This is a genomic window from Actinokineospora spheciospongiae, from assembly GCF_003182415.1.
Classification (GTDB): Bacteria; Actinomycetota; Actinomycetes; order Mycobacteriales; family Pseudonocardiaceae; genus Actinokineospora; species Actinokineospora spheciospongiae.
This window is the reverse complement of sequence record NZ_QHCP01000002.1, coordinates 332318-349343: the sequence shown is the minus strand read 5'-3', so window position 1 is coordinate 349343 and position 17026 is coordinate 332318. Positions and strand designations below refer to the sequence as shown.

Annotated in this window: 15 protein-coding genes; 6 read left to right on the top strand and 9 right to left on the bottom strand. The window is 73.3% G+C overall.

The genetic code is table 11. The annotated features are described in order from the left end of the window. Positions 1 to 115: 115 nt before the first annotated feature. Together DFQ13_RS05225 and exaC are read right to left on the bottom strand one after the other, a co-directional pair. Positions 116 to 481, bottom strand: coding sequence for a DUF779 domain-containing protein (locus tag DFQ13_RS05225; protein ID WP_035286748.1), 366 nt, complete (start codon positions 479 to 481; stop codon positions 116 to 118). Continuing rightward, the gene (gene exaC / locus DFQ13_RS05220; protein ID WP_035286751.1) at positions 481 to 2004 is read right to left on the bottom strand and encodes an acetaldehyde dehydrogenase ExaC; all 1524 of its coding nucleotides are present in this window, start codon (positions 2002 to 2004) and stop codon (positions 481 to 483) included. The genes DFQ13_RS05225 and exaC overlap by 1 nt, the downstream gene beginning before the upstream one ends. A gap of 122 nt (positions 2005 to 2126) precedes the next feature. Here exaC and DFQ13_RS05215 point away from each other — a divergent pair, with 122 nt between their 5' ends. Continuing rightward, entirely contained in the window at positions 2127 to 3563 is a 1437-nt protein-coding gene (locus DFQ13_RS05215) for a GAF domain-containing protein (RefSeq protein ID WP_110079014.1), read from the top strand. Here the strand turns inward: DFQ13_RS05215 and DFQ13_RS05210 are convergent. Beyond that, positions 3560 to 4159 (bottom strand): TetR/AcrR family transcriptional regulator, encoded by a 600-nt coding sequence (locus tag DFQ13_RS05210; protein WP_035286767.1) that lies wholly within the window; start codon positions 4157 to 4159, stop codon positions 3560 to 3562. The two genes, DFQ13_RS05215 and DFQ13_RS05210, sit on opposite strands and share 4 nt — an antisense overlap. Positions 4160 to 4227: 68 nt before the next feature. Between DFQ13_RS05210 and DFQ13_RS05205 the strand changes: the two genes are divergently transcribed. Next, entirely contained in the window at positions 4228 to 4776 is a 549-nt protein-coding gene (locus DFQ13_RS05205; RefSeq protein ID WP_110079013.1) for a TIGR03086 family metal-binding protein, read from the top strand. A gap of 67 nt (positions 4777 to 4843) precedes the next feature. Here the strand turns inward: DFQ13_RS05205 and DFQ13_RS05200 are convergent, their stop codons facing one another. From DFQ13_RS05200 to DFQ13_RS05185, 4 genes are all read right to left on the bottom strand, one after another. After that, a complete protein-coding gene (locus DFQ13_RS05200; protein WP_110079012.1) occupies positions 4844 to 5662 on the bottom strand; it encodes a putative RNA methyltransferase in 819 nt (272 codons plus the stop codon). Positions 5663 to 5666: 4 nt separating this feature from the next. Continuing rightward, positions 5667 to 7040 carry a dihydrolipoyl dehydrogenase family protein gene (locus DFQ13_RS05195; protein ID WP_110079297.1) on the bottom strand — a complete coding sequence of 458 codons (1374 nt, stop codon included), beginning with the start codon at positions 7038 to 7040 and terminating at the stop codon, positions 5667 to 5669. Positions 7041 to 7054: 14 nt separating this feature from the next. Beyond that, positions 7055 to 8239: a glycosyltransferase 87 family protein gene (locus DFQ13_RS05190; RefSeq protein WP_110079011.1), complete on the bottom strand. Its 1185-nt coding sequence runs from the start codon at positions 8237 to 8239 to the stop codon at positions 7055 to 7057. A gap of 90 nt (positions 8240 to 8329) precedes the next feature. Continuing rightward, complete coding sequence (locus tag DFQ13_RS05185) at positions 8330 to 10204, bottom strand: serine/threonine-protein kinase (RefSeq protein WP_110079010.1); 1875 nt, start codon at positions 10202 to 10204, stop codon at positions 8330 to 8332. Positions 10205 to 10429: 225 nt separating this feature from the next. Between DFQ13_RS05185 and DFQ13_RS05180 the strand changes: the two genes are divergently transcribed. The 3 genes from DFQ13_RS05180 (at position 10430) to DFQ13_RS05170 (ending at position 13577) form a co-directional block, all read left to right on the top strand. Continuing rightward, entirely contained in the window at positions 10430 to 12307 is a 1878-nt protein-coding gene (locus tag DFQ13_RS05180; RefSeq protein ID WP_110079009.1) for an AMP-binding protein, read from the top strand. A gap of 36 nt (positions 12308 to 12343) precedes the next feature. Next, a complete protein-coding gene (locus DFQ13_RS05175) occupies positions 12344 to 12556 on the top strand; it encodes a KTSC domain-containing protein (RefSeq protein WP_035286761.1) in 213 nt (70 codons plus the stop codon). A gap of 115 nt (positions 12557 to 12671) precedes the next feature. After that, positions 12672 to 13577 (top strand): M48 family metalloprotease, encoded by a 906-nt coding sequence (locus DFQ13_RS05170; RefSeq protein ID WP_052021731.1) that lies wholly within the window; start codon positions 12672 to 12674, stop codon positions 13575 to 13577. 665 nt (positions 13578 to 14242) lie between these two features. On the opposite strand, the gene DFQ13_RS05165 is transcribed toward DFQ13_RS05170, so the two are convergent. After that, the gene (locus tag DFQ13_RS05165) at positions 14243 to 15193 is read right to left on the bottom strand and encodes a helix-turn-helix domain-containing protein (protein ID WP_035278534.1); all 951 of its coding nucleotides are present in this window, start codon (positions 15191 to 15193) and stop codon (positions 14243 to 14245) included. An 86-nt stretch (positions 15194 to 15279) separates the two neighbouring features. On the opposite strand from DFQ13_RS05165, the gene DFQ13_RS05160 reads away from it, so the two are divergent. Next, positions 15280 to 15510 carry a hypothetical protein gene (locus DFQ13_RS05160; RefSeq protein WP_110079008.1) on the top strand — a complete coding sequence of 77 codons (231 nt, stop codon included), beginning with the start codon at positions 15280 to 15282 and terminating at the stop codon, positions 15508 to 15510. Here DFQ13_RS05160 and DFQ13_RS05155 read toward each other — a convergent pair. After that, positions 15461 to 16972 (bottom strand): dolichyl-phosphate-mannose--protein mannosyltransferase, encoded by a 1512-nt coding sequence (locus tag DFQ13_RS05155; protein ID WP_233438304.1) that lies wholly within the window; start codon positions 16970 to 16972, stop codon positions 15461 to 15463. The two genes, DFQ13_RS05160 and DFQ13_RS05155, sit on opposite strands and share 50 nt — an antisense overlap. Between the last annotated feature and the right edge of the window lie 54 nt (positions 16973 to 17026).

Here is a 17026-nt window from a genome sequence, read left to right as displayed (position 1 = left end):
CTCCTCCGTTCGGGGCTGTCACCAGTGCCCAACGAAGGACCCGGGTCAGTAATTCCCCGGGGTGTGTCCCGGTGCGGGGGTCGGTGCGCCCCAACCGGTCCGCACCGGGGCACGGCTACGGCGCCATCTCCTCGTCGGTGAGCAGGCGCGACCTGATGAGGAAGCGCACGCCCTCGGGGGCCTCCAGGGAGAACCCGCTGCCCCGGCCGGGGACGACGTCCACGGTCAGGTGGGTGTGCTTCCAGTGCTCGTACTGCGACCTCGACATCCAGAACGGGATCGGTTCGCCGACCCCCTCGACCCGCAGCTCCTGGAGCAGGACGTCCTGGCCGCCGGTGCGGAACTCGCCCGCCGGGTAGCACATCGGCGCGCTGCCGTCGCAGCAGCCGCCGGACTGGTGGAATATCAGCGGCCCGTGGGACTCCCGGAGGCGGCGCAGCACGGCCGCCGCCCCCGGGGTGTGGCTGACCCGCTCGCCCATCAGAAGAAGCCCTGGGCCTTGTCGGTGTAGCTGACCAGCAGGTTCTTGGTCTGCTGGTAGTGGTCGAGCATCATCCTGTGGTTCTCCCGGCCGATGCCGGACTGCTTGTACCCGCCGAACGCGGCGTGCGCGGGGTAGGCGTGGTAGTTGTTCACCCACACCCGGCCCGCCTGGATCTCGCGGCCCGCCCGGTAGGCGACGCCGCCGTCGCGGGACCAGACCCCGGCGCCGAGGCCGTAGAGGGTGTCGTTGGCGATCTTGATGGCGTCGGCGTAGTCGTCGAAGCGGGTGACCGAGACGACCGGGCCGAAGATCTCCTCCTGGAAGATCCGCATCTTGTTGTCGCCCTCGAAGATCGTCGGCTGCACGTAGTAGCCCTCGGCCAGGTCGCCGTCGAGCCGGGCGCGCTCGCCGCCGGTGAGCACCTTCGCGCCCTCCTGCCTGCCGATGTCGATGTAGGACAGGATCTTCTCCAACTGGTCGTTGCTGGCCTGCGCGCCCATGGTGGTGGCGGTGTCGAGCGGGTGGCCCTGCACGATCCGCCGGGTGCGCTCGGTGACGTCGCCGAGGAACTTCTCGTAGATGCCGGACTGGATGAGCGCCCGCGACGGGCAGGTGCAGACCTCGCCCTGGTTGAGGGCGAACATGGTGAAGCCCTCCAGCGCCTTGTCGTAGAAGGAGTCGTCGGCCGCGGCGACGTCGTCGAAGAACACGTTCGGGCTCTTGCCGCCCAGCTCCAGCGTCACCGGGATGATGTTCTCGCTGGCGTACTGCATGATCAGGCGGCCGGTGGTGGTCTCACCCGTGAAGGCGATCTTCCGGATGCGGGGGCTGGACGCGAGCGGCTTGCCCGCCTCCACGCCGAAGCCGTTGACCACGTTGAGCACCCCGGCGGGCAGCAGGTCGCCGATGATCGACAGCAGCACGTGGATCGAGGCCGGGGTCTGCTCCGCGGGCTTGAGCACCACCGCGTTGCCCGCGGCCAGCGCCGGGGCGAGCTTCCACACGGCCATCAGGATCGGGAAGTTCCACGGGATGATCTGCCCGACCACGCCCAGCGGCTCGTGGTAGTGGTAGGCGACCAGGCCCTCGTCGATCTCGGAGATGCCGCCCTCCTGCGCCCGGACGCACCCGGCGAAGTAGCGGAAGTGGTCGATCGCCAGCGGCAGGTCCGCGGCCAGCGTCTCGCGCACGGCCTTGCCGTTGTCCCAGGTCTCGGCCACCGCGAGCGCTTCGAGGTTCTCCTCCATCCGGTCGGCGACCCTGTTGAGGACGTTGGCCCGCTCGGCCGGGGAGGTGCGGCCCCAGGCGGGCGCGGCGCCCTCGGCGGCGTCGATGGCCCGGTCCACGTCCTCCGCGGTGCCCCGGGCGACCTCGCAGAACACCTGACCGGTCACCGGGGACGGGTTCTCGAAGTACTGGCCCTTGGCGGGCGCGACGTACTCGCCGCCGATGTAGTGGTCGTACCGGGCCTGGAAGGAGACGATGCTCCCGTCGGTCCCTGGAGCTGCGTACCGGGTCATCGGTGGGCCTCCCGCGTCGTCGGTGGGGTGATGTCGGCCACGTTAGGAGCGGCAACGTTGCAGTCGCGTTGCACCGACGTGGCGGTTGCCGGATCAACCACCGGGGCCGCATCATCGGGGGGATGACGAACCCGGAGGACTACGCGCACCTGCTGGCGCGCGTGCGCGACGCCGTGCTCAGCGGGGGACCGGCCCCCGCCGCGCCGCGCGAGGTCGTGTCCGACTCGTGGCGCCGGTCGCTGGCGGGCGGGGTCGACCCGGACGGCAACCCCCCGCCGGTCGTGTACTCCGGGGCGGACCTGCGCGACCTGCGCGCGGCGCACCCGCTGGCCGAGGTGCTGCCGGTGCTGCGCGCGACCCTGGTGGGCATCGCCGACGAGGCCATGCACCTGATGATCGTCACCGACGCCGACGGCAACATCCTCTGGCGCGAGGGCCAGGTCGACGTGTGCCTGCTCGCCGACCGGGTGGGCCTGGCCGAGGGCACCCGGTGGAGCGAGGACGCCATGGGCACCAACGCCATGGGCACCACGCTCGCGGTGGACCGGCCGGTGCAGATCCACTCCGCCGAGCACCTGGTGCGCACCATCCACGCCTGGACCTGCGCGGCGGCCCCGGTGCACGACCCGGACACCGGCGCGGTCCTCGGCGCCATCGACGTCACCGGCCCGCTGCGCACCCGCCACCCGGCGACCCTGGCCCTGGTCACCGCCGCCGCCCAGCTCGCCGAGGGGCAGTTGCGGGTCCGGATGACCGCCCGCGACGAGCAGTTGCGCCGCCGCAACCTGCCGCACCTGCTCGGCCTGCGCGGTGCGGCGCTGCTCAGCGCCTCCGGTCGGGTCATCGCCGCCGAGGCGTGCGGCCCGCTGCCCGCGCGGCTGGACGTGCCCGCCGCCTCACTGTCCCTCCCGGACGGTCGGGAGGCCCTGGTCGAGCCGCTGGACGAGGGCTACCTGCTGCGGTTGTCCCGGTCGACCCGGAGCGCGCCGCGCAAACCCCGGCTGGAGCTGAGGTTCCTCGGCGCGACCCACCCGGTGGCCACAGTGGACGGACGGGAGCAGCCGCTGTCCCCGCGCCACGCGGACATCCTCACCGCGCTGGCGCTGAACCCCGCGGGGATGACCGCCGACCAGTTGGCCCTGGCCCTGCACGGCGACGCGGGCAACCCGGTCACCGCCCGCGCCGAGATGCACCGCCTCCGCACCGCCCTCGGTGACCGCATCATCCTGACCCGCCCCTACCGGCTGGCCGCGGACCTCACCGCGGACTTCCTCGCGCTGCCGGACCTGTTGCGCGCCAACGACCTCAGGGCCGCCGCCGGGTCTGGCCCGCTCCTGCCGCGCTCGGACGCCCCTGTCGTCCGCGAGCAGCGGGACGAACTTGAAGCCGCGGTGCGCCGGGCCGTGCTCGACGCGGGCGACGCCGACGACCTCTGGGGTCTCGCCCACAGCCCCACGGGGTCCCAAGACCTGGAGGTCCACGACACCCTCATCGGCCTCCTGTCCCGCCGCGACCCCCGCCTCCCCATCGCGAGGGCCCGACGGGACCGCTTGGCCTAGCCGCGGAGGCGGTTGCCGATGGCGGTGGTGGCCCGCTCGTAGGGGACGTCCGAACCGCTCAGCACGGCGTCGGTGTTGGCGGCCCTGGCGAGGGCGAACAGCTCGAAGGCGAGTTGGGCCGCGTCGGTGTCGGCGGGCAGGTGGCCCGCCTCGACGGCCTCGGTGACCAGGCGTTCCAGGAATCGGCCCCACTGCTGCTGCCCGGAGCGGATGGCGTCGTGGACGCGGCCCCGCCTGGCGTCGAACTCGGCGGCGACGGCGGCGAAGAAGCAGCCGCCGGGGAAGACCCGGGACTTCGAGTAGACCAGCCAGTGCTCCAGCAGCGCGACGAGGCGGGGGAGGCCGGGGTCGGCGGTGGCGGCCGGGGTGACCACGTGCGCGCGGAAGATCTTCTCGGCGTGCTCGACGGCCGCCAACTGGAGGTCTTCCTTCGAGCCGAACAGGGCGAAGATGCCGCTCTTGCTCAGCTCCAGCTCGCTCGCGAGCCGCCCGATGGTGATTCCCTCCAGGCCCTCGACCGAGGCCAGCTCGACCGCGCGTTGCAGGGTGACCCGCCGGGTCTCCTCGCCGCGCGCCAGCCGTCCGTCCACGGAAATCACTCTAGACGAACGATCGGTCACTCTGGAACTATATGACCGATCGTTCGTACACTTGAGGGGATACCATGGACATCCGGGAACTCGACCGCGCGGCCATCGCCTCGACCACGGGGTTCGCCGAGCAGGCCACCGACGAGCAGCTCGACGCCCGCACTCCCTGCGACAAGTGGGCCGTGCGCGACGTGCTGGAGCACATGGTCGACAACAACCGGCGCACCCTCGGTCAACTGGGCGCGGGCTTCGAGCCCACCGGCGACCCGCGCGCCGACTTCCGCGCCTCCTCCGCCGCCCTGCACGCCCACTTCGCCGACGACGCGGTGCTGGCCAGGACGTTCGCGATCGGGGACTACCAGGTGCCGGGGGAGTTCGCCCTCGCGGTGCACTTCGGGGATGTCCTGGTGCACGGCTGGGACATCGGCACCGCCCTCGGCCTCGACGTCGAGTTGGACGAGTCCCTGGTCCTGGTCGCGCTCGACCGGATCGGGCGGTTCCCGGACTCGCCCCGCATCTGGGGGCCGGGCGGCCTGTTCGCGAACCGCCTCCCGGTCGCCGACGACGCCCCGCCGCAGGAGCGGCTGCTCGCGCTCACCGGGCGGTCCGGCGACTGGCGGTAGCGCCGAGGGCACTCGGAGCGATGGACAAGGCACAGGCCGGTGGTGGGAAACCCCACCACCCCACGGATCACCCCGGGGAGTAGGAGGTCACGCTGACCGAGCCGGTCACCACGACCGGCTCGGTCAGCGCGGCGATGCGCCCGGGGAGCGCCGACGCGTCGTGGAACGCGTTCGGCCCCATGCCCACCAGCGCCGCCACGTCGCGGTGCGGCAGCGCCATCCGGAACTCCACCAGCCGTCGGTCGACCGGGGTGAAGTGCGCGGCGAGCCTGTCGTCGATGCCGTCCTGCTTGTCCGCGCCCACGCTGAGCAGGTCCAGCGCGGAGACCAGTTCGCCGAGGTGCGCCGCGGTCGGCGCCACCACCACCAGCGTGCCGCCGGGTGCGAGGACCCGGTGCAGCTCGGCGGGGTTGCGCGGGGCGAACACGTTGACGACCAGCCCGGCGGCGTCGGTGCGCACCGGCAGCGGCTGCCACGCGTCGCACACCACCGCGCCGATCCGCGGGTGCGCCCGCGCCGCCCGGCGCAGGGCGTTCTTCGACGCGTCCAGCGCCAACCCCACCCGGCCGGGCCGCGCGTCCAGCATCGCCGCCAGGTAGTGGCCGGTGCCCGCACCCAGGTCGACGACGCAGCCGGGACCGGGTTCGACCGCCGCCAACGCCCGCGCGATCGGGTCGTAGTGGCCCGCCCCGAGGAACGCCGTCCGCGCCTCGACCATCGCCGCGGTGTCCCCGGTGAAGGTCGCCGCGCCGCGCAGCAGGCTCACGTACCCCTGCCTGGCCACGTCGAACGCGTGCCCGCGCGGGCAGCGCAGCACCCGCTCGTCCGGGACCAGGTCGTCGCCGCAGTGCGGGCAGCGCAGGTACGCGACGGCGTCGGCCAGCACCGGCCTACCCGCGCAGGTCGTCGAGCGCGGAGGAGATCGCCCGGTGGAACGTCGGGTAGGCGAAGATCATCCCGCGCAGGGTGTCGACCGGCACCTCGCCGTGCACGGCCACCGCCAGCGCGCCCAGCACCTCGCCGCCGCCGGGGCCCATCGCCGTGGCGCCGACCAGCACGCCCCGGTCGGCGTCCTCGACCAGCTTGATCAGGCCCGCGTTGCCCAGCTTGTGGATGAACCCGCGCGAGGAGTCCGGGATCTGCGTCGTCCCCGTCCGCACGTTCAGGCCCGCCTCCCGGGCGGCGGCCTCGCTGAGGCCCACCGACCCGACCTCCGGGTCGGTGAAGGTCACCCGGGGCACCGCCCGGTAGTCGGCCTTGGTCTCCTGGCCGAGGATGTCGTCCCCGGCGATGCCCGCCTGGTACATCGACATGTGCGTGAAGGCGCCCTTGCCGGTGATGTCGCCGATCGCCCACAGCCCCTCGGCGGCGCGCATCCGGTCGTCGACCCGGGGCCCCTTGGCGGATTCGTCGAGGCCGTAGGCGCCCAGGCCCAGGGCGGCCATGTCGGTCTTGCGACCGGCCGCGACCAGCACCCTGGCGGCGATGACCGGCTCGCCGCCCTCGACCTGCAGCGTCACCCGGCCGTCGGCGTGCGTGGCCCCGGTGATCTTCACACCGGTCCGCACCGCGACGCCGTCCGCGGCGAGCCGCTCGGCGAGCAGCTCACCGGCCTCCGGCTCGTCCTGCGGCAGCAGCCGGGCGTTGGACTGCAGGAGGGTCACCTCCGCGCCGAACCGGGCGAAGACCTGGGCGAACTCGCACCCCACCGGGCCGCCGCCGATGACCGCCAGCGACTCGGGCACCTCGGTGGCCCGGACCGCCTCCCGGTTCGTCCAGACCGGACCGTCGGCCAGGCCGGGGATGGGCGGCACGGCGGGGTCGGTGCCGGTGTTGAGCACGATGCCGCGGGTGGCCGTCACGGTGTGCGTCCCGTCCGGACCGGTGACCTCGAGTTCACCCGGTGCGGTGATCCGCGCGGTGCCGCGGAGGAACCGCGCCCCGGACTCCAGCAGCCGGTCCACGGCGGCCTTGTCGTCCCAGTCGGCGGTGGCCTCGTCCCGGATGCGCGCCGCGACCGGCGCCCAGTCCGGGGTGACCTCGACCGACCCGGCCAGCTCCCCGGCCCGCCGCGCCTCGGCGAGCGCGTCCGCCGCCCTGGTCATCATCTTCGTCGGCACGCAGGCGAAGTACGGGCACTCCCCGCCCACCAGCCGCGACTCGATCCCCAGCACGGACAGCCCCGCCCCGGCCAACCGCGCCGCGAGCGCCTCGCCCCCGGGGCCCAGCCCCACCACGGCGACGTCGACGGTCTGCTCGGCCATGGTCATCCACTCCTTCACCCGGTGTCCGCCAGTACCTCAGCACGTCGTGCCCGCCCGCGCACCGCGAGGGCGGCGACGACCGGCACCAGCGCCAGGCCGACCGCGACGTAGGCGTTGCCCAGCACCGCCTGCCAGCCCGACCAGCTCAGTTCGACCTTGGCACCACTGGGCGCCAGGGCGAACTCCCACCCCGTGGCCACGACGGCGACCGCGACGACCCACAGCGGCCGCCCCCGCCCGATCAGCCACCCGACCAGCGGCACCACCCACACCCAGTGGTGCGTCCAGGAGACCGGGCTCACCAGCAGGCCCGCGAAGGCGGTCACGAGCAGCGCGCCCACCTGATCGCCCCGCTTCGCCAGCCGGGTCACCACCAGCGCCCCGACGGCCAGGCAGAGCGCGCCCGCGACCGCCCAGGCGGCCATCGCCCAGTGCCCCTCCCCGGTCAGCCGCTGGACCAGCCCGTTGATCGACTGGTTGCCGATCCAGGAGTTGGTGGTCGCGTCGTTCCCGTCGAGCAGCGCTTGGCCCCAGAAGGCTCCGGTGTCGCCGGGCAGCAGCGCCCACGCGGCCAGGTTGAGCAGCGCGAACGTCCCCGCCGCCCGGCCCGCGTCCGCCCACCGCCCGGTCAGCGCCAGGTGCGCCACGAAGATCAGCGGGGTCAGCTTGACCGCCGCCGCCAACCCGATGAGCACCCCACCGGCGGGGCGACCGCGCAGGACGAGGACGTCCACGGCGACCAGGGCCGCGAGGACCAGGTTGACCTGGCCGAGGGCCAGGGTGCGCCAGACCGGTTCGAGCGCGAACGCGCCCGCGAAGACCAGGAGCACCTGCCAGTTCGCGCTCGCGCGGGGGAGGCTGAGCCGGACCAGCGCCGCGAGGGAGAGCACGGACAGGACGGCGAGCAGACCCCACGCCAGTTGCGCGGGGAGGTAGGTCAGCGGCACGAACAGGATTGCCGCGATGGGCGGGTATGTGAAGGGCAGGGCAGGCGCCCACGGCTCACCGGTGGTCAGCGGCGCGTAGAGGGCATCGCCGTTGAGGAAGGTGAGCGCACCCGCCCGGTAGACGCTGCTGTCCACCCCGAGACCGCGCCCGGACAGCCACGCGAACACCGCCAAGGCGCCGAGGGCGACGGCCACCCCGGCGACCACCCCGGCCTTCACCGGGCGCGGCGCCGCCCCCACCGCGTCCGACATGCGGCCACCATAGTCATGATCGGACGGTCGGATCGTGTGATCCGCGATTCCCGGTGTGGACGGTGCGCCGCTGCCGCCGACCCGGCCCGGTCAGCGCATGGGCTTGGTGCGGTCGACCTCCTCGATGTCCTTGCGGCGGACGATCTGGGTCACCGGGCCCGTCTCGGTGTGGCCCTCGCGGGCCAGCCAGTCGCTGAGCTCGCGCGCCACCGCGGCGAGCGTGGGGCGGCGGGCCGGGTCCTGGTCGAGGGAGGCGGTGAGCAGGCGGCGGTGCGCGCTGTTCTGCGGCAGGTGGGTCAGCGGCTCGCCCTTGGCCGCTGCCATCAGCGCCTGCATGGCGTTCTCCCTGGTGCCGCGCGGCGGGCGACCGGTGAGCGCGTAGCTGACCGTGGCCGCCAACTGCCAGGCGTCGGAGGCGGGGGTGGCGTTGGCGCCCGCCGCGGTCTCCGAGGCGAGGAAGTCCGGGGTGCCCACCATCATGCCGGTGGCGGTCAGGGTGGAGTCGCCCTTGGCCCTGGCGATGCCGAAGTCGATCAGGTGCGCGTTGCCCTCCGGGTCGATGATCACATTGGACGGCTTCACGTCGCGGTGCAGGACGCCCTTGGCGTGCGCGGCCGACAGCGCCCCCGCCATGGTGATCCACAGCCGGGCCACCGCCACGTCGTCCAGCGGGCCGCCGGTGCCCACCCGGTCGGCCAGCGGCTGGCCCTCGATGTACTCCATGATCAGGCCGAGGCCGTCCGGCTCGGAGACGATGTCGTAGACGCGCACGCAGTTCGGGTGGTGCACCGCCGCCAGCGCGCGGGCCTCGCGGAGCATCCGCTCCTCGGTCTCCGCGTCCGGGGCGTGCGCCATCTTCACCGCGACCGTGCGGTCGAGCTGGGTGTCCACGGCCAACCAGACCGTGCCGAACCCGCCCTGCCCCAGCGGGCGGACGCGGCGGAAGCGGCTGCCCGAGGGCTTGATCGGCGGCGGGGCGGCACCGCGCGGGGTGAACGGGAGCGGGCCGGGGTCGGCCGCCAGCTTCGCCAGGGCGGCCCGGTCGGGCTGCGGCTCCATCCTGGTCGGGGTGGCCGGCGGGCGCGGCGGCGGCTGCGGGGGCTGGTACGGCGGCGGCCTGCGCACCGACTGCTGCGGCGGCTGGTACTGCGACACCTGTGGCGGCGGCTGGTACGGCGGGACCTGCTGCGAGCGGCCCTGCTGGGGGTTGCCCTGCTGGGGGTTGACGTGCCGGGGGTTCCCCGAGTCGGGCCCCTGGTTCTGGTACTGGCGCTCGATGGTGGACCAGCTCGGTGGCCCCACCACGTACACCGGGATCAACCCCAGCACGCTGACCAGCAGGAACCCGATCCAGAGGAACGCGAGCGCGTTCGCCTCGACCGTCAGGCTCACCACCGCCATCAGCGCGAACGGAATCCAGATCAGCCGACCCGGCCACTTCGGCCCCCGGCGCAGCGCGGCGCGGCCCTGCAGCATCACGAACAGCAGGCACAGCACGGGCACCACGACCAGCACGCCCAGGCGCAGCAGGTACATCGGGATCGACTCGTAGGGGTGGAACAGCACCTCGTAGGCGGTCGGCCGCTCACCCAGGTACAGGCTCTGCTGCCCGACCCAGCAGTACTCCTCGGTGAAGGAGCCCAGCTCGGCGTCGGTCAGCGGCACCGGCTCCCCGGCGAAGACCGCCCGGTAGACGCTGCTGACGCCGTTGAACAGCAACCAGGGGAACAGGAAGACGGCGAGGCCGCCGATCGCCCCGATCACCGAGAGCGTGACCGCGTTGTAGGTGTTGCCGGTGAACTTGCGGACCAGCGCGATGGTCAGCGTGCCCAGCACGGGCAGCAGCGCGATCAGCGCCCCGGCCGTCGCGGTCGCCCACACCCAGTCACCCGGGCACAGGCCGGGGCCGAAGATGCTGTGCGCGAGGGACAGCAGCGAAGCGGCTAGCTCCAGCACTGCGTCCACCAGCTCCTCTCGTGTTCCGGCCGGGCGTCCAGCGGACCAGGCGCGGCGCGCCTGCTCCCAGGGTATGTCGACCCGTGGTCCGACGGCGGCGGTTGTCCACAGGACGCGACGACCCGTACCCCGGTTCCATCAGTTGTCCACAGGCTGCCGACGGCGCCGCCACGACCCCCGGTTCGGTGGCAAGGTATCGGCAAGGCACTTCAGCGCGGCGATCGGAGGGCGGGGATGGGCGACTACGCGGCGGCGCGCGAGCGCGGCCTGACCGATCCGGAGGGCTTCTGGCTGGACGCGGCCGGGGCCCTGGACTGGGACCGGGCGCCCACCCGGGCCCTGGACGACAGCGCGGCACCGCTGTACCGGTGGTTCCCCGACGGGGTGCTCAACACCTGCCACAACGCCCTCGACCGGCACGTCGCGGCGGGGCGCGGCGAGCAGGTCGCCCTGGTCTACGACTCACCGGTCACCGACACCGGGGCCGCCTACACCTATGCCGAGCTGACCGACCTGGTGGCGCGCTTCGCCGGGGTGCTGGCCGGGCTGGGGGTGGTCAAGGGCGACCGGGTGGTCATCTACCTGCCGATGGTCCCGCAGGCCGTGGTGGCCATGCTGGCCTGCGCCCGGCTCGGCGCGGTGCACTCGGTCGTCTTCGGCGGGTTCGCCCCGCGCGAGCTGGCCGGTCGCATCGCCGACGCCGAGCCCAAGGTCCTGGTGACCGCCACCTGCGGCGTGGAGCCGACCAGGGTGGTCGAGTACCGGCCGATCATCCGGGAGGCGCTGGAGCTGACCGACCACCGGCCCGAGCGGGTCGTGCTGCTGCAGCGCGAGCAGGCCAGGACCGAACCGGAGCCGCTCGACCTCGACTGGGACGAGGCGATGGCCGCCGCCGAGCCCGTCGGCTGCGTGCCGGTGGCCGCGACCGACCCGCTGTACGTGCTCTACACCTCCGGGACCACCGGCAAGCCCAAGGGCGTGGTCCGCGACAACGGCGGGCACGCGGTGGCGCTGGCCTGGACCATGGCGAACGTCTACGACGTGGGCGCGGGTGAGGTCATGTGGACCGCCTCCGACGTCGGCTGGGTCGTCGGCCACTCCTACATCGTCTACGCGCCGCTGCTGGTGGGCGCCACCACCGTGCTCTACGAGGGCAAACCCGTCGGCACGCCGGACGCGGGCGCGTTCTGGCGGGTGGCGGCCGAGACGGGGGCGAAGGTCCTGTTCACCGCGCCGACGGCGTTCCGGGCGATCAAGCGGGCCGACCCGGACGCGGCGGAGCTGGCCCGGTACGACCTGAGCGGGCTGGAGGCGCTGTTCCTGGCGGGGGAGCGGCTGGACCCGGAGACCCACCGCTGGGCGGGCGAGAAGCTGGGCGTGCCGGTGGTGGACAACTGGTGGCAGACCGAGACCGGGTGGCCGATCTGCGCGAACCCGCGCGGGCTGGAGCCGCTGCCGATCAAGCCGGGGTCCCCGAGCGTGCCGCTGCCCGGCTACGACGTGCGGGTCCTCGGGCCGGGCGGGGAGGAGCTGCCCACCGGCGAGGAGGGGGCCATCGTCCTGCGGCTGCCGCTGCCGCCGGGGACGCTGCCCACGCTGTGGGGCGACGACGAGCGGTACGTGCGGTCGTACCTGACCGCGTTCCCCGGCCACTACCTGACCGGCGACGGCGGCTCGATCGACGCCGACGGCTACGTCCACGTCATGGGCCGCACCGACGACGTGATCAACGTGGCGGGCCACCGGCTGTCCACCGGGTCGATGGAGGCGGTGCTCGCCGCGCACCCGGCGGTCGCCGAGTGCGCGGTGATCGGGGTGCGGGACGCGGTGAAGGGGCAACTGCCGCGCGGGTTCGTGGTGCTCAAGTCGGGGGTGGAGGTCGAGGAGGAGGTGTTGCGGCGGGAACTGGTGGCCGCCGTTCGGCGGGAGATCGGGCCGGTGGCCGCGTTCCGACACGTGTCGGTCGTCGACGGGCTGCCGAAGACGCGGTCGGGGAAGATCCTGCGCAAGACCATGCGCTCGATCGCCGACGGCCGCGACGAGCCCGCGCCGTCGACGATCGAGGACCCGGCCGTGCTGGAGGCGCTGCGCGCGGTGCTGCGCGAACCCTGACCGCCGCACCCGCCCGGACCGAGTTGAGGAGCGCTGGTGCACCGAACGCAACCGGACTCGGCGGTCATCGCCTCGATCGCCTTCGACGCGATGACCGACACCCTGGAGGTCGAGTTCCACACCGGCCGGGTCCACCGGTACCTCGACGTGCCCAAGCACGTGTACTGGCGGTTCGCCTCGGCGGCGGACTCCGGTTCCTTCTTCGACGAGGAGGTCAAGGACAGGTTCGAGGAGCAGCGGGTGCGCTGACGGCCTGATGGACAGCGGGCGGGTTCCCGGGCAATCTGGAGCAGACTGGCACCCCTGCGCCAACGACCCCGCACCAGACACCCCCGCACCCCGCGAAGGACTGAGCAGACCGGCCATGGACGAGCAGCCGCACCGCCCCCGAACGCGCATCCTGCCCGTGGAACAACGCCGCGGCCCGGACCTGGCCGCCGTGCTGTCCCTCGGGCTGATCGCGCCCGCGTTCATCAGCAGCCTGGTCGTGATGGTCCTGCTCGGCTCGATCGTGTGGCCGTCGCAGTCGTGGGTGATCCCCGTGGTGTGGGTGCTCTCCGGCGTCGTGGTGTTCGTCCCGGCGATCGAGACGGTCCTCGCCAAGGGCCTGTTCGACATGCACGAACCGTCCGTGCGCGACCTGTCCCGGCTGGAACCGGTCTGGGCGTCGGTGTGCCGGGCCGCGGGGGTCAACCGGGAACGCTACCGGCTGTGGATCGAGGGCTCCAAGGGGCTCAACGCGTTCGCCGCGGGCGGTCGGACGGTGGCGGTGACCAGGGCCGCGCTGGACCTGCCGCCGCACCTGCTCGAGGCGGTCCTCGCGCACGAGCTGGGGCACCACCTGCACGGGCACGCCAGGGTGTCGCTGCTGGGCTGGTGGTACCAACTGCCCGCGCGCGGGGCGATCGTCCTGGTCGCGCTGGTGGCCAAGGGCGTGCTGGCCGTGGGCAGGTTCTTCAGCCGCTTCGGCGGCGCGGCGGTCGTGCTGGCCTCGGTGCTGCTGGTGCTGATCCTGCTCGCGGGCGTGGTCTACCTGAACCCGTGGCTGCTGCTGATGCCCCTGCTGGCGCCGGTCGTGGCCTGGTCGTCGCGGCTGGGCGAGTACCGGGCCGACCGCGCCGCAGCCACCCTCGGCTACGGCCCCGCCCTGCGCGACGTCCTCAAGGGCTGGCTGGCCGCCGCGGGCGGCGACCGCCGCACCTGGCGCGCCCGCGTCCTCGCCTCCCACCCGGCCCACGTCGACCGCATCCGGCGCCTGCAGAGCAGTTGAACCTGGGCGTCTGCGGAGGGTGTGTCCGTCAGCCTGGATCTTCGTTGGGGCGCCCGGCTGGGTGGATGTGCTCGGCCGTGCCGTTGTTCAAAGCCCGGTCTTTTGGTGGGTGGTGCCCGGCTGGGTGGATGTGTTTGGCCGGGGCCCCTATGGCGATCATGTGCTCCAGTGCGTCAGGTGGGGCTGAAAAGATGCCCCACCGCCCAGGCAGGCTGTCACATGATCGCCACCCCCGGCCAAACACATCCACCCACCCGGGCAGTTGGCTCGCCGGGCCGGCGGGTTTCGGGGTGGCCGGTTGGGCAAGTGCCTCCATCCACCCGGACATTCGCTCGCCGGGCCGGCGGTTCTCGGGGTGGTCGGTTGGCCAAGCACCTCCACCCGCCCGGGCCGGGGCGTAGCCGGGCCGCCGGTTTCGGGGTGGCTGGCTGACCAAGCACCTCCACCCACATGGGCATTTGCCCGCTGGGCCGGCGATTTCGGGGGCGGCCGGTGGGGCGCTGCGCTGGTGGGGTTCGGGTGGCTGGTGGTCGGGCCTGCTGTTGGTGGGGTGGCTGGCCTGCTCGGGACGGGCCTGGGGGCTCGCCCGCACCAGCCCGCCGAGGGGTGCACGCCTCGGCCGGTGTCGGGAGGTGGGCGGGGTGCGGTGGCGGTGTCTGCCGGGGTCAGCGGGTGGCGAAGGTCCTGCGGTAGTCGTGGGGGGCCACGCCGATCTGCTTCTGGAAGTGGTGGCGCATCAGGGCGGTGGAGGTGAAGCCGCAGCGGTGGGCCACCTCGTCGAGGGTGAGGGCGGTGGTTTCCAGGAGCCTCCTGGCGTGCAGGACCCGTTGGGTGGTCAGCCACCGGTGCGGGGTGGTGCCGGTCTCGGCGACGAAGCGGCGGGCGAAGGTGCGCTCGGACATCGTGGCCCGCCTGGCCAGTGCGGACACCGGGTGCTCCTCGGTCAGGTGCTCCAGCATCCAGGTGAGGATGGGCTCCAGGCTCTCCGCCCGGCAGTCGGGCACCGGCAGGTCGACGTACTGGCGCTGGCCGCCGTCGCGCTGCGGGGGGACGACCATGCGGCGGGCGATGGTCGTCGCCGCGGCGGAGCCGAGTTCGCGGCGGACCAGGTGCAGGCAGGCGTCGATGCCCGAGGCGGTGCCCGCGCCGGTGACGATGTCGCCGTCGTCGACGAACAGGACGTCCGGGTCGAGGACGGCCTCGGGGTGGCGGGCGGCGAACTCGGCGGCGTGGCGCCAGTGGGTGGTGCAGCGGCGGCCGTCGAGCAGGCCCGCCGCGCCCAGGATGAACGCGCCGTTGCACACCGACAGGAGGGTGGCGCCGCGGGCGTGGGCGGCGCGGACGGCCGCCAGGACCGGTTCCGGGTACTCGTCGCGGATCGTGCAGGCGGGGACGGCCACCAGGTCGGCGCCCTCCAGCGCGTCCAAGCCGTGGTCGGGCAGGACGCGGACGCCCACGTTGGTGCGCAGGGGCTTCCCGGGGTCCTCGCCGACCACGCGGAATTCCACCGGGGGCACGCCCTCGTCGGTGCGGTCGGTGCCGAAGACCTCGCACAGGACGCCGAACTCGAACGGGGCGAAGTCGTCGATCAGGATGGCCGCGACGGTCGTGAGCATGGGCGCAGCGTAGTTGGCAGGATTTTGCGTTACAAGGTCAGTGCTGCCACTGGTGGCAGGAATTGATGCGGCGCAGCATTGCTGCCATGACCACCGCACTCGTCCTCGTCGCCCTGTTCGCCCTGGTCACCTGGGGCCTCAACCACAACCACACCCGCAACCACACCCCCGGCCTCGCGGGCAGCCGCGACGTCGAGGACCGCGACGCCGTGCGCGTGGCCGCCGAGCTGCGCGCCCGGGAGCCGGAGCCTGCCCGGCCGGAGAGGGTCAGCGCCAGGAGGGCAGCCACAGTTCGGCTTGCCACCGGCTCTCGGTGATCGGGTCGCCGTTGAGGATCGGCCACAGCCACACGAAGTTGGCCACCACCAGGCCCACGTACAGGGCCACCACCAGCAGCCCGGTGCCGCGCCGCTCCGCCCCGGCGCGCGCGGCACCGAGGACCTGCCCCAGGCACAGCGTGATGCCCAGGACCAGGAACGCCGCCATCGGCGTGGCGTAGAAGAAGTACATCTGCCGGTCGAGGGTGGCGAACCAGGGCAGCAGCCCGGTCAGGTAGCCCACGACCACCGCCGCGTACCGCCAGTCCAGCCTGGCGAACATCCGCCACAGGCCCCAGGCCAGCACCGGCAGCGACAGCCACCACAGCGCGGGCGTGCCGATCAGCATCGTCGCCGACACGCAGCGGGCCTCGCCGCAGCCGGTGGTGCCGCCCTCGTAGTAGTAGAGCATCGGCCGCAGGCTCATCGGCCACGTCCACGGCTTCGACTCCCACGGGTGCTGCTGGCCGGGCTTGGTCACCAGCGAGGCGTGGAAGTCCAGCACGTGGGTGGAGTACTGGAACAGCGAGCCGAGCGCGCCCCTGGCCACCGAGAGCGGGTCCGTGCCGGTGGTCGCCACCAGGGTGCGGTCGATGGCGGTCTCCGAGCCGAACCAGGCCCACCAGGTCGACAGGTACGCCACCACGCCGAGCACCACGAACGCCCACAGCCCGGGCAGCACGTCGCGCACGATCGCCCCGCGCCACGGGTGCCGGACCCCGGCCGCGCGCCGCGCCGCCACGTCGAACATCACCGTGAGCAGGCCGAACGCGGCGATGTAGTACATGCCCGACCACTTCACCCCGCAGGCCAGCCCGAGCAGCACGCCCGCGCCGAGGCGCCACCAGCGCACACCCAGCCGCGGCCCGTACTTCGACTCGGTGACCCAGCCCTCGGCGGCGGCGACCGCCAGCCGGGAGCGCACCTGGTCGCGGTCGACGAGCACGCAGGCGAAGGACGCCAGGATCAGGAAGGCCAGGAAGATGTCGAGCATCCCCATGCGCGACTGCAGGTGGGACACCCCGTCGGCGATGAGCAGCAGGCCCGCGACCGCGCCGAGCAGGGTGGAGCGGGTGAGCCTGCGGGCGATCCGCACCACCAGGACGATCATCAGCGTCCCGCACAGCGCGGCGGTGAACCGCCAGCCCCAGCCGCTGTAGCCGAAGAGCCACTCGCCGAGGGCGATGAACGTCTTGCCCAGCGGCGGGTGCACGGTCAGCTCGTAGCCGGGGTTGTCCTCGACGCCGCCGTTGCGCAGCATCTGCCACGCCTGCGGGGTGTAGTGCTTCTCGTCGAAGACCGGGGTGCCGTTGTCGGTGGGCGAGCCCAGGTTCTGGAACCGCACGACCGCGCCGATGAGGCCGATGACGGCGGTCACCAGCCAGCCGCGCAGCCGGTCGGTCGGCATCGGCCTGCCCAGGACGCGCTCGCGCAGCACAGCGGCCGGGCTCGGCCCGCTCACCTGCTCGGGCGGTGGGGTCCGGTCTGCCTCGTCCTCGACTGCGGGCGCGCTCAC